19 protein-coding genes and 1 tRNA gene are annotated in these 19,611 nt (G+C 56.4%); 9 read left to right on the forward strand and 11 right to left on the reverse strand.

Annotated elements, in window-relative coordinates; translation table 11 throughout:
• The first annotated feature begins 63 nt into the window (after positions 1-63).
• The 3 genes from RGU70_RS13850 to RGU70_RS13860 all read left to right on the forward strand — a co-directional run bounded on the left by RGU70_RS13850 (position 64) and on the right by RGU70_RS13860 (position 3,484).
• Entirely contained in the window at positions 64-948 is an 885-nt protein-coding gene (locus RGU70_RS13850; RefSeq protein WP_322209987.1) for an alpha/beta hydrolase, read from the forward strand.
• A gap of 106 nt (positions 949-1,054) precedes the next feature.
• The gene (locus RGU70_RS13855) at positions 1,055-1,579 is read left to right on the forward strand and encodes a DUF4118 domain-containing protein (protein ID WP_322209988.1); all 525 of its coding nucleotides are present in this window, start codon (positions 1,055-1,057) and stop codon (positions 1,577-1,579) included.
• Positions 1,580-1,906: 327 nt separating this feature from the next.
• Positions 1,907-3,484 (forward strand): sensor domain-containing diguanylate cyclase, encoded by a 1,578-nt coding sequence (locus RGU70_RS13860; RefSeq protein ID WP_322209989.1) that lies wholly within the window; start codon positions 1,907-1,909, stop codon positions 3,482-3,484.
• Between the two features lie 133 nt (positions 3,485-3,617).
• On the opposite strand, the gene RGU70_RS13865 is transcribed toward RGU70_RS13860, so the two are convergent.
• From RGU70_RS13865 to RGU70_RS13875, 3 genes are all read right to left on the reverse strand, one after another.
• Positions 3,618-3,693 (reverse strand) — tRNA-Gly (locus tag RGU70_RS13865).
• A gap of 173 nt (positions 3,694-3,866) precedes the next feature.
• A complete protein-coding gene (locus tag RGU70_RS13870; RefSeq protein WP_322209990.1) occupies positions 3,867-4,232 on the reverse strand; it encodes a hypothetical protein in 366 nt (121 codons plus the stop codon).
• Between the two features lie 137 nt (positions 4,233-4,369).
• The gene (locus RGU70_RS13875; RefSeq protein ID WP_322209991.1) at positions 4,370-5,092 is read right to left on the reverse strand and encodes a GntR family transcriptional regulator; all 723 of its coding nucleotides are present in this window, start codon (positions 5,090-5,092) and stop codon (positions 4,370-4,372) included.
• Positions 5,093-5,373: 281 nt separating this feature from the next.
• On the opposite strand from RGU70_RS13875, the gene araD reads away from it, so the two are divergent.
• Together araD and RGU70_RS13885 are read left to right on the forward strand one after the other, a co-directional pair.
• Positions 5,374-7,113 carry an L-arabinonate dehydratase gene (araD, locus tag RGU70_RS13880; protein ID WP_322209992.1) on the forward strand — a complete coding sequence of 580 codons (1,740 nt, stop codon included), beginning with the start codon at positions 5,374-5,376 and terminating at the stop codon, positions 7,111-7,113.
• Between the two features lie 70 nt (positions 7,114-7,183).
• On the forward strand, positions 7,184-7,903 hold the full coding sequence (locus RGU70_RS13885; RefSeq protein WP_322209993.1) for a ribonuclease activity regulator RraA: 720 nt from the start codon (positions 7,184-7,186) through the stop codon (positions 7,901-7,903).
• 217 nt (positions 7,904-8,120) lie between these two features.
• Here RGU70_RS13885 and RGU70_RS13890 read toward each other — a convergent pair whose 3' ends face one another.
• The 8 genes from RGU70_RS13890 to RGU70_RS13925 all read right to left on the reverse strand — a co-directional run bounded on the left by RGU70_RS13890 (position 8,121) and on the right by RGU70_RS13925 (position 16,731).
• Positions 8,121-9,002 (reverse strand): NAD(P)-dependent oxidoreductase, encoded by an 882-nt coding sequence (locus RGU70_RS13890; RefSeq protein ID WP_322209994.1) that lies wholly within the window; start codon positions 9,000-9,002, stop codon positions 8,121-8,123.
• Between the two features lie 14 nt (positions 9,003-9,016).
• Entirely contained in the window at positions 9,017-10,045 is a 1,029-nt protein-coding gene (locus RGU70_RS13895; RefSeq protein ID WP_322209995.1) for a transketolase family protein, read from the reverse strand.
• The gene (locus RGU70_RS13900; RefSeq protein WP_322209996.1) at positions 10,042-10,914 is read right to left on the reverse strand and encodes a transketolase; all 873 of its coding nucleotides are present in this window, start codon (positions 10,912-10,914) and stop codon (positions 10,042-10,044) included. Before RGU70_RS13900 ends, RGU70_RS13895 begins: the two co-directional genes overlap by 4 nt.
• Complete coding sequence (locus tag RGU70_RS13905) at positions 10,905-11,861, reverse strand: transketolase family protein (protein ID WP_322210804.1); 957 nt, start codon at positions 11,859-11,861, stop codon at positions 10,905-10,907. The genes RGU70_RS13900 and RGU70_RS13905 overlap by 10 nt, the downstream gene beginning before the upstream one ends.
• An 83-nt stretch (positions 11,862-11,944) precedes the next feature.
• A complete protein-coding gene (locus tag RGU70_RS13910; RefSeq protein ID WP_322209997.1) occupies positions 11,945-12,781 on the reverse strand; it encodes a transketolase in 837 nt (278 codons plus the stop codon).
• A gap of 101 nt (positions 12,782-12,882) precedes the next feature.
• Positions 12,883-14,754 (reverse strand): TRAP transporter large permease subunit, encoded by a 1,872-nt coding sequence (locus RGU70_RS13915; RefSeq protein ID WP_322209998.1) that lies wholly within the window; start codon positions 14,752-14,754, stop codon positions 12,883-12,885.
• A complete protein-coding gene (locus RGU70_RS13920; RefSeq protein ID WP_322209999.1) occupies positions 14,751-15,785 on the reverse strand; it encodes a TRAP transporter substrate-binding protein in 1,035 nt (344 codons plus the stop codon). The genes RGU70_RS13915 and RGU70_RS13920 overlap by 4 nt, the downstream gene beginning before the upstream one ends.
• 196 nt (positions 15,786-15,981) lie before the next feature.
• The gene (locus RGU70_RS13925; protein ID WP_322210000.1) at positions 15,982-16,731 is read right to left on the reverse strand and encodes a glucose 1-dehydrogenase; all 750 of its coding nucleotides are present in this window, start codon (positions 16,729-16,731) and stop codon (positions 15,982-15,984) included.
• Positions 16,732-17,131: 400 nt separating this feature from the next.
• Here RGU70_RS13925 and RGU70_RS13930 point away from each other — a divergent pair, with 400 nt between their 5' ends.
• The 4 genes from RGU70_RS13930 (at position 17,132) to RGU70_RS13945 (ending at position 19,572) form a co-directional block, all read left to right on the forward strand.
• Positions 17,132-18,046 (forward strand): LysR substrate-binding domain-containing protein, encoded by a 915-nt coding sequence (locus RGU70_RS13930; RefSeq protein WP_322210001.1) that lies wholly within the window; start codon positions 17,132-17,134, stop codon positions 18,044-18,046.
• A 121-nt stretch (positions 18,047-18,167) separates the two neighbouring features.
• Positions 18,168-18,575, forward strand: coding sequence for a DUF2946 family protein (locus RGU70_RS13935; protein ID WP_322210002.1), 408 nt, complete (start codon positions 18,168-18,170; stop codon positions 18,573-18,575).
• A 69-nt stretch (positions 18,576-18,644) separates the two neighbouring features.
• Positions 18,645-19,175, forward strand: coding sequence for a YcnI family protein (locus RGU70_RS13940; protein ID WP_322210003.1), 531 nt, complete (start codon positions 18,645-18,647; stop codon positions 19,173-19,175).
• A 184-nt stretch (positions 19,176-19,359) separates the two neighbouring features.
• Complete coding sequence (locus RGU70_RS13945; RefSeq protein ID WP_322210004.1) at positions 19,360-19,572, forward strand: hypothetical protein; 213 nt, start codon at positions 19,360-19,362, stop codon at positions 19,570-19,572.
• Positions 19,573-19,611 lie beyond the last annotated feature (39 nt).

Below are 19,611 nucleotides of genomic sequence, written 5' to 3' on the forward strand. Positions count from 1 at the left end.
CCAACAACCAGTCTGCTATGCCGGCGGTTAATAAAGAGTCCGCTCGAACCGCATGAATACCCTATGAATTCCAAACCACGCAGTCAATATGAATCAGAACGACGCAGGGAACGCCGTGCAGATCATGCAGTGATCTTGCTGCACGGACTCTGCGGCTCGGTGCTTGAGATGGGTTCCATTCCCAAAGCACTGAAAGCGATGAATTGCACCTTGGTCATCATGAACATCCCCAACTACTCCGCCGCGCTCACCGACCCTCTGGTGACACCGAACTGGATGGATTGGTGCGCCGCTGTGGAACACAAAGTATTGCGATTGAAGGAAGAATTCAAAACTGTTTCCCTGTGCGGGCTCAGCATGGGTGCCACACTGGCCCTGGCAGTCGCGTCCAGGCACAATGAATTGCTGAGCATCGTGCTGCTTTCTCCTGTGCTGCAATACGATGGCTGGTCCATTCCGTGGTATCACCGGATGATGAACATCCCTTACATGCTGGGCTATCGCAACTGGTCTTATAAAGAGCGCGATCCTTACGGCATCAAGAATTTTGTCATGCGGCAACGCGTGGCCAATGCACTCAAAAAAGAAGGTGTGGCGGAAGTCGGCGCCAGCGCTATTCCTGCGCGGCATCTGTGGGCGGCGCAGAAATTGATGGCCTACGTGCGACATTCGCTGTCACTGGTGCGCGCCCATACGCTGGTCATCCATTCAATCGACGACGAAACCGCCTCGCCTAAAAATGCCGAAATGGTGCTGAAGAATATTCATGCGGAAGTCAGGAAAGCGGTCTGGCTGGGAGACTGTTACCACATCATTACGGTCGACAATGAACGTGAAATTGTGACGAATGAAACCGTTCAGTTTCTCAAGCGCAGTATTGATTTTCATGGTGACGATGTCGCCCGCAAGGATCTTGCAAGCAACTCAGCGTTGAAAGACCGACGTTAAGGAGTCTCTACGCAAGCAAGCAGGAATTTTATTAGCGCCCTTAAACAGTGCCTGTTTTCCCTTTGTTTCATGCATACTCAATCCATGCAAATGGTAGAAAACCCTCATGAGCTCCATCACATTTAGAAATGCGAAACGCTGGCGACCAACCGGCTTTCTGCCGGTTATCATATGCGCTTGCGGTTTCACCGTCGCGTTTGCCATTCGTTTCGCTCTCTCGCCTTTTGTAGGAGAGTCACTTTCGATGCTGTTTTTTTGGCTCAACTGCATCGTCATGAGCTTTTTGTTTGGCTACGCTTATTCGCTGGTGTTGCTGTCGATCAGCCTTCCTACCGCCCTGTTTTTTTTCCGCCAGCCTTATTACGCAGTCAGTGACATGACGCATGCTGATTATTTCCTGATCATCATGTACAGCGTCACTTGCATTCTTACCACCATCATTATTGAATGGTTGCAGCGAGAACGCTACGTTGCCAAACTTCAGCAACGGGTGTCAGAAACGCGCTACCAATTGCTCATTGAGTCGGATCAGGCCAGACGGGCTGAATATGCAAAGCAATTTATCAACGTCAGCGAAGCGACAAATTCCCCCGATACAAGAATAATCCCCAAAGAAGCTAATCAGGGGTAACACACCCTCAACAGGACGTCTGTCACTGATACATCCTGCTGTTATTCTTTTCTGCTGAGGCATTAGGGCGTATTGTCGGCTCACCTGCGAGTGCGGCAGGCGGCCGCTGCCCAAACGCAGCGGCATGTCTAGCGAGGCTACGGCAAGGAGTTGCAACAATGGCAACACGCGCTGATAACTAACAAAGTTTGCCTGTATTGCAGCATCGGTGCCATCATGCACAAGGCCCATTGAATCATCCGGGCGCGAATTCCCGACTCCCCGTTAATTCAACTGTATTTCCAGGCGGGTAGTTACCTTGTCAACTACCCTGCTGCGCCACCAGAGATGACCAATCTGCATCAGACTCCACAAAAAAATACTGTACTCGGTCATCGCTTGCCTTTAATGTCGCTGGCGATATCCTTCGTCTTGCTGGCGTGTTGTTCTCTCATCGTTATTAACGGCTGGCTTTCATGGAATGGCAGACAGCACAAATTGCAAGATGCAGAAAAAACGGCGGTCAATCTCTCCAGCGCACTGAGCCAGCAAGCCGATGACACCTTCAGCAAAATCGATACGGTGCTGGCAACGATCGTGCAAAGATGGGAGGGCGACAATGAAACCCCACATTTCATGCTCTATCCCTGGCTGGCATCCATCGTTAGTCAGGTGCCAGAACTTGAGTCTCTTTTTCTGTTCGACGAAAACGGCAATATCCTGCTCAGTTCGATGGACGATGTTTGGCGGCCATCCAATCCCATCGACTTACCCTACCTGAACTACCATCGTTCGCAATCTACTCGCAGCCCGCGCATTGGATTGCCGATGCGTAGCCGCCAAAGCCACGACTGGGTCATCCCGGTTTCAAGACGCCTTAATAACCCCGATGGATCGTTCGACGGCATGGTGGTCGCTTTCCTGAAAGCAAGCGCTTTCTCCCAGTACTACGGCAGCTTCGATATCGGCCGCCAAGGCGTCATTCTGCTTTCGCTGGATGACGGCATGCCACTCCTTCGTCAACCTTTCCTCAGCAGCGCGAGCAGTCAGACCGAGCTGGGAGTTTCCTTGTCCGACTATCCATTACCATCCAATTCCAATGGAATACTGAGGGCCGTTTCACCCGCTGACAAGGTAGAAAGAATCATTGCGTATCGTCATTTGCCGCACTATCCCTTAGTCGTTTCCACGGCTCTTTCCCAGGATGAAGTTCTGGATTCATGGCGGGCCGATACCCTGCAACTGACGCTGGTACTTTCGCTGATGTCTATCCTGCTCGCACTACTGGGACTGCGCATGATCAGGCAGATTCGCAAACATGCGCGGATAGAAGCTGAATTGCATACAGCACGCAGCAGTTTGCTCAGACTCAATGACGCCCTCGGCAAACTCGCGCTACAGGATGCGCTGACGGGGCTGGCCAACCGTCGTCAGTTTGACGAAACACTGCAAAAAGAATTTCAGCGCGCCATCCGCGACAAGACCTCGCTGGGCATGATCATGATCGATGTCGATTACTTCAAGCAATACAATGACCTATACGGACATCCGGCTGGCGATGAGTGCCTGCGCAGCATCGGCAATATCATCCGAATGAATCGACCCGGTGATTTAGCGGCACGTTATGGAGGGGAAGAGTTTGTGGTGCTGCTGCCTGGCACCGATCTGGCCGGCACGCTGACGGTTGCCAACAATATCCGCAATGGCGTGCTGAATCTGCGCATCACGCACAAGGGAAACGGTATCGGCATGGTGAGCGCCAGTTTTGGCATTCATGCCATCACTCCGGCACACAATGACAGCGACCCGATGCAGTTGCTGAGACAGACCGATCTCGCCTTATACACTGCCAAGGAACGTGGCCGCAATTGTGTTTGCGCCTTCGACGACAAAGACACCCCTTCGCCCGACGCAAAAGAAAACTAATGAAAAAATAATAGGGCCTGTTTTTTCATTTACGCTTTTCCATTTGCGAGACCAGACGAAAAAAAACCTGCCATGCGGTAAGCACGACAGGTTTTTTTGCAGGACCGCTTGTTGATCACAAGCGATTCAAATATGGAGCGGGAGAAGAGGCTCGAACTCTCGACCTATACCTTGGCAAGGTATCGCTCTACCAACTGAGCTACTCCCGCGGGGAGTTCTGAAACATTCCTGACACATTGCTGTGCAGGAGCGGAATTATAGCCCAATCGTGACGCAGAATGCAAAGGGATAAATAAACATTTTTTATTTCGATGTTTCGCATCACTTCCCGCTGATTCCAATCTTGCATTACCACCGCATCACGAACGAAGCACAATCTGTATCAGCGTGCGGCTGCGTCAATATCGGCCAGGCTTTCACGGCCCTTTACCGTAATTTCGAAACCGTTTTCCGCGCCCTCCACGGCGACCACATGTCCCTTCTTGCGAAGGAAGGTCTCAACATCACCGCCGAGATAAGCCTTAGGATCCGTTTCCAGCGCGCGCAAAGCATTGATGCATTGCTGTAGAAACAGTGCCTGATGACCTTTTTCAGTCAAGACCAGACGATTGTTATTTTCGTAAGCAATATATTTAAGACCCGCCAGTCGCTTGGCATTTCTGGAAACACAAGCGGTTTCGCGCTCACGCGCAGGCCCGTCGATTTGTTCCAGCGCAGCGTATTCATCCTTGGTCAAACTGTTATTCATTTTCTTTTTCCTCTACGTCCCACCGAAACTGCACCAGTCCGGCTGCGTTGCCGCCGGCGCCATGATACCGCGCCAGCGCCATTTTGATCCGAATGTAAAGCCGATCAGCCCTCACTAAAATGATCCAATCACAACATTTAGGCCGTCGCAGCCGTATCGTCGATCAAATATTCAGGATGACGCGCCCGGATATCCTCCAGATGCGCCAGCGTGCCCGACAGATGCTTGCGCACAGTCGCTTGCGCCAGCAGCGGATCGCCCGTCGCGATGGCAGAGATAATTTCCGCATGATCGCGCAGAATCGACAAAGCCTTGCCCGGAATCGGCACATGCAGCCGCCGCAAGCGATCAAGATTACCGCTATGGCGACGTACCAGATCGAACAAGCTATCCACCTTCGCCGCCTCATACATCACCCTATGGAAGGCCTGATCCGCCAGGACAAAGCGATCGTAATCCTCCGCGTCCAGCGCCGCTTGCTGCTGCGCAAGCGCCTCCTCCAGCCGAGGTAATAAATCCGGGTGCCTGGCAATATCGAGCGTCAGTCCATGCACCACTTCCAGCTCAATCGATTGCCGCAAAAAATGCGATTGTCGGGCAGAGACGACATCAATCGGACGCACCACCGTCGCATGCTGAGGAAAAATATCCACCAACCGCTCCTCTTCCAGGCGCATCAGCGCATCGCGGATGGGGGTCAGACTCAAATCAAAATACGCCGCCAGTTCAGTGCGCGGCAATACCGTGCCGGGTGCCACCGCCAGCGAAATAATCATCCCGCGCAAATGCTCAAACACCTGCGCTGAGGCATGGCGCGAACGATCCAGCTTGAAAGGGGTGGGGAATTCGATACTGCTCATAATCTAGGTCTGGGTCTCAAGTCTATCAATGGCTGGATATACCGGCTTCGCGTCGTTGCGCTGACTTGGCGTAACGGCGAACTATCAGCACCAGAACGCCTGGCTATCCGGGTTTAGAGCGGCCAGATAAGCGCCGTCCTTCAAAGGACTCCATTCTAGATGACTTTTCTTTTGACACACTAATATATTAGTGTTTTAATGGCAAAACAGGACCCCGCCAAAGAATGCTCCCCAAGAACTGCAATACCAGCCCCGAACAGAATCATCAAAGAAAGAACAGCATGGACTCTCGCAAAAAAACACCCGCCACCCTGCGCAGCGCCAAATGGTTCGCTCCAGACGATCTGCGCTCTTTCGGCCACCGCTCGCGCATCATGCAAATGGGCTACGCCCCCGAAGACTGGGCCGATAAGCCAATCATCGCCATCATCAATACCTGGTCCGACCTCAACCCCTGCCACTCGCATTTCAAGCAGCGCATCGACGACGTCAAGCGCGGCATTTTGCAGGCGGGCGGTTTCCCGGTCGAACTACCGGCGATTTCGCTGTCGGAATCCTTCGTCAAACCCACCACCATGATGTATCGCAACATGCTGGCCATGGAAACCGAAGAACTGCTGCGCTCGCATCCGGTGGATGGCGCCGTACTGATGGGCGGCTGCGACAAAACCACACCCGGCCTGCTAATGGGTGCCACCAGCGCCGGCCTGCCCGCGATCTACATCCCCGCCGGCCCCATGCTGCGCGGCAATTTCAAAGGTCAAGTGCTCGGCTCCGGTTCTGACGCCTGGAAATTCTGGGATGAACGCCGCGCCGGCAAAATCAGCGCCGCAGAATGGGGCGGCATGGAAGCCGGTATTGCGCGCAGCCACGGCACCTGCATGACTATGGGCACGGCCAGCACCATGACTGCGATTGCCGAAGCGCTCGGCATGACCCTGCCCGGCGCCTCCTCCATCCCCGCCGCCGACGCCAACCACATCCGCATGTGCGCCGACGCTGGCCGCCGCATCGTCGACATGGTGTGGAACGACCTCACGCCAAGTCACATCCAGACCCACGAGGCCTACCTCAATGCCATCGCCGTCGCCATGGCCATGGGCTGTTCCACCAACGCCATCGTCCACGTCATCGCCATGGCGCGCCGCGCTGGCCACCACATCACTCTGGACCATTTCGAAAGCGCCAGTCGCAAGGTGCCGGTGATCGCCAATATCCGTCCCAACGGCACTACCTATCTGATGGAAGACTTCTATTTTGCCGGTGGCCTGCCTGCATTAATGACACGCATCCGTGACAAGTTGCATCTGGACGTCATGACTGTCACCGGCAAAACGCTGGGCGACAATATCGCCACCGCCGAAGTCTATAACGACGACGTCATCCGCACCGTCGATAACGCCCTGTATCAGGAAGGCGCGCTGGCCGTCCTCAAAGGCAACCTCGCCCCCAACGGCTGCGTCATGAAACCGAGCGCCGCCGAACCGCGCTTCTTCAAGCATTCCGGCCCGGCACTGGTATTCGACGATTACCCCACGATGAAAGCAGTCATCGACCGCGACGACCTCGACGTCACCGTCGACACCGTCCTCGTCCTGCGCAACGCCGGACCGCAAGGCGGCCCCGGCATGCCGGAATGGGGCATGCTGCCGATTCCTAAAAAGCTGGTCGAACAAGGCGTGCGCGACATGCTGCGCCTGTCCGATGCCCGCATGAGCGGCACCAGCTACGGTGCCTGTGTCCTGCACATCGCCCCCGAAGCCTACATCGGCGGCCCGCTGGCACTGATCAAAACCGGAGACATCATCTCGGTCGACATCGACGCCCGCAGCATCAACGTCGACATCAGTGACGAAGAAATGGCCCGCCGCAAAACCGCATGGAAAGCGCCGGTCGTGCATTTCGAACGCGGCTACGGCTGGATGTTCTCGCGCCACATCGGACAGGCCGACGAAGGCTGCGACTTCGACTTCCTGCGCACCGACTTTGGCGCACCCGTGGGCGAACCCGACATTTTTTAATCTCCAGCCAATCTCCATAAATCTCCATAAATCGTCCTCAATTGCCCCTATTCCGCTCAAAGGAAACCCCATGACCAAGCTCAATCCCGCAACACGCGCCAAACTAAAAACCGTCAGCACCGCCACCCTCTGCACCGCGCTGTTCAAACGCGGCCTGCGCCAGCAATTCATCCAGGACGTGCGACCACTCAACCCGGAAGCCGGCAACATGGTCGGCGAAGCCTTCACCCTGCGCTACATCCCGGCACGCGAAGACCTGAACCAGATCACCGTCTTCCTCGACCGCAACCATCCGCAACGCAAGGCCGTCGAAGAATGTCCTCCCGGCGCAGTATTGGTCATGGATAGCCGCAAAGACGCACGCGCCGCATCGGCGGGCGGGATTCTGATTTCACGGCTGATGGTGCGCGGTGCCGCCGGCGTCGTCACCGATGGCGGCTTCCGCGACTCGCCCGAAATCGCCCGCATGGCCATGCCCGCCTACCACAACCGCCCCTCCGCGCCGACCAACCTGACCCTGCACATGGCGCTCGACATCAACGTGCCCATCGGCTGCGGCGACGTCGCCGTCTTTCCCGGCGACATCATGGTCGGCGATGCCGAAGGCGTCATCGTCATCCCCGCCGGCATTGCCGACGAAGTCGCTACCGAAGCCGTCGAAATGACGGCCTTTGAAGATTTCGTGATGGAAGAAGTCGCCAGGGGCCGCAGCATCCTGGGCCTGTACCCGCCCACCGACGAATCGGCACGCAGCGATTTCGCCACCTGGCGCGCAGCGAAGGGACGTTGATTTCGCGAGATTAATTTTGCTGGATTGATTCAGAGGTATTGATTCAGAGGTATTGATTCAGAGGTATTGATTCAGAGGTATTGATTCAGCGAGATTGATTCAGCGCGATTGATTCAGCACGATGAGTTCACCCCACGCCTCAATAGTGTGAACAGTAAAACAGGCGGCGCTGTGCAAGCAGCGCCGCCTGTTTCACACAAGCGCGGCAATCGCGCTCCTAGCCTCCGTTCAGCGCCCGATATGCCCGTATCACCTGACTATCGTCACACGCACCCGCGCCCCGCCCCGATACGCTGGCAAACAACTGATATGCCAGCGCCGCAAAAGGCAGTGCCACCTTGCTCTCGCTGCCCGCCGCCATCACGATTCCCAGATCCTTAACGAAAATATCTACCGCGCTGGTCACGACCGGTTCGGTCTCCAACATGCGATGTCCACGGTCTTTCAGCATCCAGCTCGACGCGGCCGAATTGCCGACGATATTGAGCATAACTTCCATATCGATACCCGCACTGGTCGCCAGCGAAATGGCTTCTGCCGTTACCGCCAGATGAACGCCGCACAGTAATTGATTGACCGTCTTCGCCATCGCACCCTGACCGGGACGTTCGCCAACATGGAAAAATTTATCGCCCATCGCCGCAAACACCGGAGCAAGCGCGGCAATAGTGGCGGCATCGGCTGCTGCCATGATCGTCAGCGTCGCCGCCTCCGCACCCACCACGCCACCGGACACCGGCGCGTCGATAAAACGCTTGCCGGCACCCAATACGCGTTGCGCAATCGACTCCACCGCACCCGGCGCGCAGGTGGCCATCAGCACCACGACAGCATTGTCGGCGAGCACATCCAGACCGCCCTCTGCAAATAAAATCGACTCCGCCTGCGCAGCATTGACCACCATCAAAATCACCACATCGGCATCCTTGAGCGCCTGCACCGATGATGTCGCAGAAAGACCGCCCGCCTGTTGCAGCGCCTCCACCGCCGCTGCGCGCATGTCAAAACCGCACACGGAAAAACCCCGCGCCAGCAAATTTTTTGCCATCGGCATACCCATGGAACCCAGCCCGACAAAAGCAATTTTCTGTTTATTCACATGCCCTCCTTTGTTCAGACCCTCACCCGTTTGAGCATCGCCTTGGCTTGCGCGGCCATATTTTCAGCGCACAAACCCAGCGCCGCACGTAGCTCGAAAGTCGGGCCGATTGGCGGGTACGCATCCTCGATACCGATGCGTTGCACCGGAATACGATGCCCCTGATCCAGCACTTCCAGCACCGCCGAACCCAAACCACCGAGCACATTGTGTTCCTCCACCACCAGCATGCCGCGTACTCTGGCGGCGGCTTCCAGCAGCGCCTCGCGATCAATAGGTTTGACGGTGTGCATATTCAGCACCTGCACCCGAATTCCCTCCAGTGCCAGCGCATCGGCTGCCAGCACGGCCTCAAACACCATCGCGCCATTCGCCACGATGCAGAGGTCGTCTCCCTCGCGCAAACGAACTGCCTTCCCGATTTCAAACGGCGTATCAGGTGCGTTGAACACATATTCCGGTCCGCGACCAAGACGCAAAAAAATCGGCGTAATGCGCGTCTGCTCGATACACGCGCGCAAGGCCTTGTCCATTTCCACCGTATCGGAAGGAGCCAGCACAATCATGTTGGGAATGGCGCGCATGACGGCCACATCCTCATAAGTCTGATGCGTCGGCCCGCCCACGCCGTACGACAAGCCTGCTCCCATGCCGACCAGAATCACCTTCACGCCGTTATAGGCGCAATCGACCTTCACCTGCTCAATCGCACGCAAGGATAAAAAGGAGGCATACGTCACCGCCACCGACAACTTGCCGCAGGACGCCAGTCCGGCTGTCACGCCGACCAGATTTTGCTCGGCGATACCGACATTGATCATGCGCTCAGGATAGGTCGCGCCAAACTCGACCAGACCGGTGGCATTCATCAAATCGGCTGTTACCGCGACCAGTTGCGGAAACTCTTTGGCCATTGCCAGAAAGCTTTCACCGAATTGCTGACGCGCCGGTTTGAGAACGTGCCTGGCGCGCTGCTCGGCAATCGCTGCGTTGGTGCGCTCGTTGACGGTATCGCTGTTGAACCCCATCGTTACTGCGCTCATGGCAAGGGCTCCTTCAGTTCTTCCATCACGCACGCGTATTGTTCCGGCGTAATGACATCGGCATGCCAGCCGCGCACGTCTTCCATGAAGCTGACTCCTTTTCCCTTGATTGTTTTCGCAATGAGCATGCGCGGCTTGCCGCTGCCGCCGCTGCGCGGCACATCCAGGTGCTTGAGCAAGGTCGGAATGTCGTGTCCGTCCACTTCAAAGGTTTCCCAACCGAAGGCTTCCCAGCGCTGCTTGAGCGGCTCCATCGGCATCACGTCTTCCGCCCGGCCATCGACGCACAAACCGTTGCGGTCGATGATTGCCACCAGATTGTCGAGTTTGTATTTGGCGGCACTCGCACCGGCTTCCCACACCGATCCTTCGTGAATTTCACCATCACCCATCAGGACGAAAACGCGATAGTCCTTGCGATCCATCTTTGCCGCCAGTGCCATACCGACACCCACCGACAGGCCATGTCCCAGCGCGCCGGTAGACAAGTCCAGACCCGGCTGATACCGCCGCGAAGGATGCGTCATCAGTCGGACGCCGACTTTGGTTTCAAACTCCTGCATCCATTGCGCCGGCATGAAGCCGCGCCGGATCAAGGCCGAATACACCGTCGGCGCAGCATGTCCTTTGGAAAAAATATGCCGGTCACGGTCAGCCCATTCCGGGTTGTCCGGATCGACCCGCATGACGGAAAAATACAGTGCCGTCAGAATTTCCGCGCACGAAAAACTGCTGCCGAAATGACCGTTGCCGGCGGCCATGTACATGTCGGTGCAATCGATACGATTGATCCTGGCCATTTCGCGCAACTGGTCGACGGACAGCGGAACGAACGGCATGGCCGATGCGGCAGAAGGGGCTACAACCATGATTTGATCCTCGTCGCCATGACTGCCGACGAAATGCCATAACGGTCGTGCAAGGTGGGCAAGGCACCGGCGTCGAGGAAGGCATCGGGCAAAGCAATTTGATGAAACGAAGAAGGCCGGACACCGGCGCGCATCAGCAAGCTGGCCACTGCTTCGCCCAGTCCACCGATGACGGAATGATTTTCCGCAACGATCACCATGCGTCCGTTTTTACCCGCTTCGCGGAGGATGGTTTCCTCGTCTAACGGTTTGATAGTCGGCGCATGCAGCACGCCTACCTGCACATTGTCGGCGCGCAGCAGGTCGGCGGTTTCCAGCGCCCGCATGGTCATGAAGCCGGAAGAAATGATCAGCGCATCGCGACCATCACGTAGCAGTTTGGCCTTGCCTAGCTCAAATTTATAATCGTATTCATCCAGCACCAGCGGCACATTGCCGCGCAACAGTCGCATATAGACCGGGCCGTTATGCGCGGCAATCGCCGGTACCGCTTGTTCGATATCCAGCGCATCGCAAGGATCGACGATGGTCAGATTAGGCATGGCGCGGAAAATCGCCAGATCATCGGTGGCCTGATGGCTGGGGCCGTAGCCGGTAGTTAGCCCAGGCAAGGCGCAAACCACTTTGACGTTCAGATTTTCTTCCGCCACCGCCAGACAGAAAAAGTCGTAGGCGCGTCGTGCCGCAAAAACAGCGTAGGTGGTGGCAAAAGGGGTGAAGCCTTCTTTCGCCATACCGGCAGCGGCCATGATGAGCAATTGCTCTGCCATGCCCATCTGGTAATACCGTTCCGGATGCGCCTTACCAAAAATATGCAGGTCGGTATATTTACCGAGATCGGCCGTCATGCCGACAATGTCGCGCCGGGTTTCTGCCAAGGTAGCAAGGGCATGACCGAAAGGGGCAGGCTTGGTGCGCTGACCTTCTGCGGCCAGTGAAGCGATCATCGCCGAAGTGGTCAGGCGCGGTTTGGCTGGTGTCGCAGGTGTTGCACCGGTAGCTGCCGGTGCTGCTTGTTTGGTCGTATCGTTCATGCTGCTTCTCCTTTGTACAAGACCTTCAGAGCAAGCTGCCACTCTTCCGCATCGACTCGAATAAAGTGATTTTTTTCGCGCGTTTCCAGGAAAGGCACGCCCTTGCCCATCAAGGTGTCGCAAATGATCATGCGCGGACGCGCACCGGTGTGCGCCCGGGCATTGTCGAAAGCGGTGACCAGTGCGCCCAAATCGTTGCCATTGACCCGTTGCACATACCAGCCAAACGCCGTCCACTTGTCGGCCAGCGGCTCGAAGCCGAGCACACTGGAAGATGGCCCGTCGGCCTGTTGATTATTTACATCGACCATCGCGATCAGATTGTCCAGACCCCAATGACTGGCCGACAGCGCCGCTTCCCAGGTCGAGCCTTCGTCCAGCTCGCCGTCGGAGAGCAGGTTATAAACGAACGAAGCGGATTTCTTTTGCTTCAGACCAAGACACATGCCGACCGCAATGCCCAGACCGTGTCCCAGCGAACCGCCGGTAATTTCCATGCCCGGCGTGTAAGTCGCCATGCCCGACATCGGCAGACGGCTATCGTCGGAACCGTAACTTTCCAGCTCCTCCTGCGGAATGACGCCGGCTTCGATCAGCACGGCGTACAGGGCGATGGCGTAATGGCCGATCGACAACAGGAAGCGATCACGCTGCTCCCACTTCGGGTCTTCCGGACGCAATTTCAGCGAGTGAAAATAAGCGACCGCCAGCACATCAGCCACGCCCAGCGCCTGACCGACATAGCCCTGGCCCTGCACCTCGCCCATTTGCAAGGCATTGCGGCGGATGCGATAAGCGCGCTCCGACAAAGCGATTACATTTATTTCAGACATGACTTCTCCTTGTGTCTTCCATTAATTTAATTTTGAGGAAGCTCTAATGAAGCGACTGCGCGGCGCAATCTCAGAGCTTCCTTATCTGTCTACCGGTGTAATCAGGTGAGAAACCCTGTCGAGATCCACGGCACCGCCGCCACCACCAGCAAGGCCAGCAACAGCGCGCCCAGATACGGCCAGATGCGTTTCATACCCGCATCGGGACTGACCCGGCCGATGGTGCAGGCGCTGTAGTAACCAAGTCCGAAAGGCGGTGCGAACAAACCGATGCCCATCGCCAGAATGACCACCATGGCGTAATGCACTTCATGCACGCCGAGTTGACGGGCAATCGGAAACAGCAAGGGACCAAACAGCACCATCGCCGGAATCCCTTCCAGCACGCTACCCAGCACGATGAAGGTGACAATGGAAATCAGCAGGAAACCCCAGCGGCCACCCGGCATTGATCCGATGGCTTGCGCCAGTGCATGTGAAAAACCGGATTGCGTCAGCGCCCAGGCCATGCAGGTGGCAGTGCCGATAATGAACAGAATCGCACCCGACAAAGCGGCCGTTTCCACCAGCATCGGATATACCCGCCGCAAATCGAAGCGTCGGTACACCAGCACGCCCACCAGAATGGTGTAGACGATGCCGATAGTCGATACTTCCGTTGCTGTCGCCACACCCTCCACTACCGCGGTACGAATCAACACAGGAATCGCCAGCGCCGGTAAAGCCACGACGAAACTGCGCAGCACCACCGCAGCCGATGCACGCTTAACGTTTTCCATGCTTTTTTCGGCAATACGATAACGCGCCAGTACGGCCAGCACTACGGCCAAGACCACGCCGGGCAGCAGCCCGCCAGTGAACAAGGCAGCAATCGATACCCCGGTCACGGAGCCAATGGTGATCAACACCAGTGAGGGCGGAATGGTTTCTGCCATCGCACCGGAAGCGGCCAGCAGCGACACCAGTTCGCCCTCTTCCATGCCGCGCTTTTTCATTTCAGGAAACAGCACCGGCGCGACTGCCGCCATGTCTGCCGTTTTAGCGCCGGAGATGCCCGACACCAGCATCATTGCGCCCAGCAACACATACGACAAACCACCGCGCACATGGCCCAGTAGCGACGCCAGAAATCCAACCATGGCCTTGGCCATCTGCGTCATTTCTATCAACTGCCCAAGCAGAATGAACAAAGGCACTGCCAGTAAAATCAGCGAGCTCATGCCTTCGTTGATGCGCCCCGCCACCACTTCCAGCGGAGTCGAGGTGGTCGTCAGCAGATACGCCACCGTCACCAGTCCAAAACAGAAGGCAATCGGCACACCGGCCAGCACACCGGCACTCACCAGCACGACAAAGAAAAACACCAGATTCCAGTTGCCGATGGACTGCAACACATCGCCCCACTGGAACAAGGCCGCAGCGACCAAGGCCAGGACACCCGCGACGAAAGCCAGATTGCGCAGGCGGAAACGCAGCAGTCGCAGGCCACTGATGGCCAGCATCAATACGCAACCGACTGGTAATGCTGCTTCCCGCAAAGTACCGGGCAAGCCCAGCGCCGGTGATTGCACCACCCATTCCTGTTGCGCATATTCCATCGCAGGCCACAGCAGCAGCGCCAGAAACAGGCAAGGCGTACCAACCGCCAGTGCCTCGATCCGTGCCTGCCATTCACCGGACAGCTTGCCGACCAGTGCCGTCATGCGCATGTGCTCGCCGCGCCGCAAGGCCACTGCAGCGCCAAACATGGCCAGCCACAGAAACACGGTGGAGGCCAGTTCATCGGCCCACACCAGCGGTTGATGGAAGACAAAGCGCGCCGTCACGCCCGAAAGCAAAATGATCACTTCCGCGATCACCGCAAAAGCGGCCGGAAATTCGACCAGCCAGCCCAGTATTTTTTCCATCTGGGCCAGAGCGATTCCCTGCCGTTTTTCCGTGCGCGCATCCATGTGGTGGCTTGCCGCCATCATGCCAATGCTCCGACCTCTTGCTGCAGCAGATTCCAGCCCTGCTCACCGAACTTGGCTTTCCAATCTTTATAGAAACTGCTCTTGCGCAGGGCGTCGCGGAAAGCGTTCTTATCGACATCGACGAATTGCAAGCCCTTGCTCGTCATGTCCTGACGCAGGCTGTCGTTGAGTTTGGCGATGTCACCGCGCTGATCGAGGGCGGCGCGATCGAATTCACGCAGTACGATGGCTTGCAGATCGGCGGGTAACTTTTCTACAGCGCGACGATTGCCCAGTACCCAATAGCCGTCCCACACATGGCTGGTCATGCTGCAATATTTTTGCACTTCATACAGGCGTGCAGTAGCGATGATAGGCAGCGGATTTTCCTGACCTTCGACCAGCTTGGTCTGGAGCGCGGAATACACTTCGTTAAAATTAATCGGCGTCGGTCCCGCTCCCAGCGCCTGAAACAGCGAGGTCAAAATCGGTGCAGGCGGCACCCGCATTTTGAAACCGCGTAAATCGTCGGGCGTGCGAATGGCGCGTGTGGACGAGGTGACCTGACGGAAACCGTTATCCCAGCTACGTGAGACAGTAATAATGCCGATTTTTTCGATCTGGCTGCGGATGTATTTGCCGAGATCGCCATCCATCGCCTTCCACACCTGATCGTAGCCGTTGAAGGCAAAGCCCATGTTGGCGATACCGCTGGCAGGCACCAGCGTCGCCAGAATCGAAGCGGACAGATTGAAAAATTCGACGCCGCCATTGCGTACCTGCGCCAGCAAATCGGTGTCCGATCCCAGCTGGTTAGCGGGAAACAGGCGGATATCGACGCGACCGCCGGTGGCTTCCTTGATCCGGGTCAGCGCTTCCTGCGCACGTTTGTTGACGGGATGCGTCGGATCTTGTCCGGTCGCCATTTTGTAATTGAATTCAGCGGCATGCGCATACTTGCCGATCATGGCCGAGAGGGGCAATACCGCGCCGTAGGTCAGGATTTTGCGGCGGGAGATACCTTGCAGACTGATGCTGTCGATTTTTTTCATGTTGTCTCCTGTTATTGGTGAACAGTTATTTGTCAGGCCTCAAGCGGGCCTTTTTAAGAAGCGCTGACTAAGCGACTGCGTGGTGCTTAGGGCGTGTTGACGCGTCAACACGCCCTAATCAGTACTTCCTTCGTTCAATTGCAAGTACTTCGCTATTACTTGAATCAATCAATCAATCAATGAATGAATCAATGAATCAATGAATCAACATGCCGCCATTCACATCGAGCGTAATGCCTGTGAGGTAGCTGGAAAGATCGCTGGCGAGAAACAGGCAGCTATTGGCCACATCGGCGGCGTCGCCGAGTCGGTTCAGCGGGATGCCTTTGAGGATGTCCACTTTCATTTCGGCGGTCAGCTTGCCGGCGGTAATGTCGGTCTGGATCAATCCCGGCGTGAGCGAATTGACGCGGATATTGTCCGGCCCCAGTTCCCGCGCCATAGCCTTCGCCAAACCCAACACACCGGCTTTGGCGGCAGAGTAATGCGGCCCGCCGAAAATTCCCCCCCCGCGCTGCGCCGATACCGACGACAGACACACGATGGAACCGCTATGACGGCTGCGCATATGAGGAATCAGCGCCTGACTCATGTACAAGGTGCCGCGCAGAGAAACGTCGGTCACGGCTTCGTAATGCGCCGCTTCAATTTCCATAATTTTCAGCGGCTGGGTGATGCCGGCGTTGTTGACCAGAATATCAACCTGCCCCAGCCGGGCCAATACTTCCTTGGCGGCAAGCAGGCAGGCTGCTTTGTCGGTGACATCGCAGGCCAGTCCGATATGCTCGGGGCCGATATCGGCAGCGGCAGCGGCGGCGGCCGCTGCGTCCAGATCGAGAATGGCAACGCGTGCGCCGTGAGCCGCGAATAAGCGGGCGACTGCTTTACCGATGCCTCTGGCCGAAGCCGCTCCGGTGATGATGGCAACTTTATCTTTGAGTAGCACTTGTTCCTCCTTGTTGGACGAGGAAACTCCTGCGGCCACGCCGTATCAGGTTATGGCGTTGCGATTGCAGTGTCTCCTGCGTGGTGTCGTTATATTTTTTATCCGTCTTTAGGGTCTGTTGACGTTCATTGACGAGATGCGTTTTTCCCAGAAAGTGTGATGGCAAGACGCATAGGGTGGCAGGTGGGGGGCTCACCTGCCACCCTATGCAACACCGCCAACGCGCTTTCTGGGGAAAACCCTCCGGGAACGGCTACAGGCGTCGCCTGCCGCGCGTTCGCACTCGTCAATGAACGTCAACAGACCCAAGTAAAGCGATTGCAGTATTCCATACAGAAATAGAGCCAGCCAGATACAATCCTTCAAAGAGCTTTGAATTTTTTTCATAACTAAAATAATAATGACAACGACACTGATCACTCCCCCACCAATGCACCTGCCTCCGCTCAAGGCAGTCATTGCCTTTGAAGTCGTGGCACGCCATACCAACATCAGTAAAGCGGCGGAAGAATTGAATCTGACGCCCTCCGCGGTGAGCCATCAGATTGCCAAACTGGAGTCCTACGTCGGGATGAAATTGTTTGAACGCACCTTCCGCGGCGTCACGCTCACACCCGCCGGAGAGCGCTATCAGCAAAGTCTGGCCGGGGCGCTGGCACTGATTGCGAATGCGGCGCAAAGCGCGCGCGGGGAAGATGGTATTGAAATTTTGCGCCTGCACTGTGCCCCCAGCTTTGCCAGTTTGTGGCTCATGCCGCGCTTGCCGGCGTTTATGCAGAGCCACCCCGACATCCGCCTCAAGTTGTCGGCCTCGCATATGTACACCGATTTCTCACGCGGCGATGTCGATCTCGATATCCGCTATGGGGCGATGCGCTGGGCTGATCTGCATGTGGAAACCATTTTCAACGAAGAGATGCTGCCGGTGATGAGTCCGACGCTGGCCGCTCAATTGAATCTACACAGCCCGCAACAACTGCTACAGCAAAACCTGATTTTTTCCGAAGTCAATCTGGTGCAATGGCCGCAATGGTTTGCCATGCATGGATCGCCGGTCAGCCCAAGTCAGTACGGTCTCAGTTTCGATCGCGCTTATCTGGCGATTGAAGCAGCGGTGCAGGGTCTGGGCATTGCGCTGGAAAGCAATCGCCTGTCGGAAGATTTTTTGAAACGCGGCTTGCTGGTGCCGGTTTTCCCGGACACCAAGGGCATACGGGTGCATGCCCATCATTTGGTTTACCCGAGCGCACATGGCAAGCGGAGCAAAGTCGCCCGCTTCATCAAATGGCTGCTGTCGCAGGTTGGGGGACGTTAGACGGATCTGCACTTGCGTCAGCCCAATCTGGGCCGCTCGCTCCTCCTGACAAGTCACCAAGATCAAAGACCAATAAAATTCGAGCATAAGCTGATACAATTCCCAGATGATATTCATTCTCATGCACGCACTTCGGCCCAACAGAAAGCACATCTTTCTGTCCTTGCTGTTGTGCGCGCTGGCGCTTCGCGCATTGGTGCCGGCGGGTTACATGCCGAATCTTGCGGCGCTAAAGAAGGGGCAGATTGCCATGCAAATCTGCTCCGTTGCGGACAGTTCTTTCTCCGCACCGGATAGCCTGAACGATAATCCGGCACGTCACACCAATAGCGATAAAACACATTCAGCGACCGACTGCCCGTTCAATTTCATGAGCTCGCTGGCGGCGATACCATCGATACCGCCGGTAGTCGACGGCATACCGCAACTCGCGTGGATGGCCGTCGTGGCGCCACGTCAGCTGATTTATTCGTCATTCCCTGCGCAAGGCCCGCCGCTCGGGTCAAGAGCGCCGCCTCTCCTCGGTTAAGTGTCCATTGTCCGTCCCGCCACCTGCGGCACAGTTGTCCGACCCTTTCCCCACCGAGGATATTTCCCCATGTTCAATTTTCAAATCCGCGCACTGCCCACCTTGCCTTTAGCCGCCGCACTCGCCGCTGTCCTTACCGCCATGATCGCCCTCCCTGCATCGGCGCACATCACACTCGAAACGCAACAAGCCCCCGTCGGTAGTTATTACAAGGCTGTTTTCCACGTACCTCATGGCTGCAAGGGCTCCGACACTTTAAAGATCCGCGTGCAGATTCCCGAAGGCGTGTTGTCCGTCAAACCGCAGCCGAAGACTGGCTGGAAGCTGGAAACAGTCGACGCCGCGTATCCCAAGGCCTATGAAGTCCATGGTTCCAAAGTGACTTCCGGCGTGCGCGAAGTGTCCTGGACCGGCCGCTTGCCGAATGCGTATTACGAAGAATTCACCTTCCTCTCCTATCTCGCCCCGGAACTGACTGCCGGCACTGTCGTGCGTTTCCCGGTTGTGCAGGAATGCGAAAAAGGTGTGTCGCGCTGGATCGATACCAAGGAACCGTCGGAAAACCCTGCGCCGAAACTGAGCATCGTTCCGAAACCCTGATCCTCAATCGCTGATGATCGCCGACATAATCGCCGGTATTCGCCGACATTCGCCGACCGTCGCGACGATATACCGGCGCGATTGTCCTCAAGCGGCGTGATTCCGCAGCAGGCTCAAACCGCATGAATAACGGTCTGAAACGGCTGTCCACTCGCGTCGCGCGCATTTTCACCATGAGCGCCACATGACTATTTTTTATAAATTCATACAATCGTTTTCACTGGCCGGGTTTCTCGCTTTATCGCTGTGGCACGGCTATACCTTCGCGGTCGGCAATATCAAATCGCAGGAATCGCCAGCGATGATCCTGGAAGAACTTCACATAAACCCCGGCCAACAATGCTGTTCTGCCCCATCTCCGCTTCCGCAGCCAATCAAGCCTGGGAATATGAAATGAGCCACAGATCGCCCCTGAACGCCTCCGGCGCATCGGTTC

Source organism: Herbaspirillum sp. RTI4, from assembly GCF_034313965.1.
Taxonomy (GTDB): domain Bacteria; phylum Pseudomonadota; class Gammaproteobacteria; order Burkholderiales; family Burkholderiaceae_D; genus Herbaspirillum.

What these genes read in the sequence shown, in the direction of transcription:
- RGU70_RS13920 (WP_322209999.1), bottom strand. Translation starts at nt 15,785, where the DNA reads ATGAAAAAAATCGACAGCATCAGTCTGCAAGGTATCTCCCGCCGCAAA.
- RGU70_RS13915 (WP_322209998.1), bottom strand. Translation starts at nt 14,754, where the DNA reads ATGATGGCGGCAAGCCACCACATGGATGCGCGCACGGAAAAACGGCAG.
- RGU70_RS13850 (WP_322209987.1), top strand. Translation starts at nt 64, where the DNA reads ATGAATTCCAAACCACGCAGTCAATATGAATCAGAACGACGCAGGGAA.
- RGU70_RS13945 (WP_322210004.1), top strand. Translation starts at nt 19,360, where the DNA reads ATGACTATTTTTTATAAATTCATACAATCGTTTTCACTGGCCGGGTTT.
- RGU70_RS13905 (WP_322210804.1), bottom strand. Translation starts at nt 11,861, where the DNA reads ATGATCGCTTCACTGGCCGCAGAAGGTCAGCGCACCAAGCCTGCCCCT.
- RGU70_RS13930 (WP_322210001.1), top strand. Translation starts at nt 17,132, where the DNA reads ATGACAACGACACTGATCACTCCCCCACCAATGCACCTGCCTCCGCTC.
- RGU70_RS13875 (WP_322209991.1), bottom strand. Translation starts at nt 5,092, where the DNA reads ATGAGCAGTATCGAATTCCCCACCCCTTTCAAGCTGGATCGTTCGCGC.
- RGU70_RS13895 (WP_322209995.1), bottom strand. Translation starts at nt 10,045, where the DNA reads ATGAGCGCAGTAACGATGGGGTTCAACAGCGATACCGTCAACGAGCGC.
- RGU70_RS13860 (WP_322209989.1), top strand. Translation starts at nt 1,907, where the DNA reads ATGACCAATCTGCATCAGACTCCACAAAAAAATACTGTACTCGGTCAT.
- RGU70_RS13910 (WP_322209997.1), bottom strand. Translation starts at nt 12,781, where the DNA reads ATGTCTGAAATAAATGTAATCGCTTTGTCGGAGCGCGCTTATCGCATC.
- RGU70_RS13940 (WP_322210003.1), top strand. Translation starts at nt 18,645, where the DNA reads ATGTTCAATTTTCAAATCCGCGCACTGCCCACCTTGCCTTTAGCCGCC.
- RGU70_RS13885 (WP_322209993.1), top strand. Translation starts at nt 7,184, where the DNA reads ATGACCAAGCTCAATCCCGCAACACGCGCCAAACTAAAAACCGTCAGC.
- araD (WP_322209992.1), top strand. Translation starts at nt 5,374, where the DNA reads ATGGACTCTCGCAAAAAAACACCCGCCACCCTGCGCAGCGCCAAATGG.
- RGU70_RS13870 (WP_322209990.1), bottom strand. Translation starts at nt 4,232, where the DNA reads ATGAATAACAGTTTGACCAAGGATGAATACGCTGCGCTGGAACAAATC.
- RGU70_RS13935 (WP_322210002.1), top strand. Translation starts at nt 18,168, where the DNA reads ATGCACGCACTTCGGCCCAACAGAAAGCACATCTTTCTGTCCTTGCTG.
- RGU70_RS13855 (WP_322209988.1), top strand. Translation starts at nt 1,055, where the DNA reads ATGAGCTCCATCACATTTAGAAATGCGAAACGCTGGCGACCAACCGGC.
- RGU70_RS13900 (WP_322209996.1), bottom strand. Translation starts at nt 10,914, where the DNA reads ATGGTTGTAGCCCCTTCTGCCGCATCGGCCATGCCGTTCGTTCCGCTG.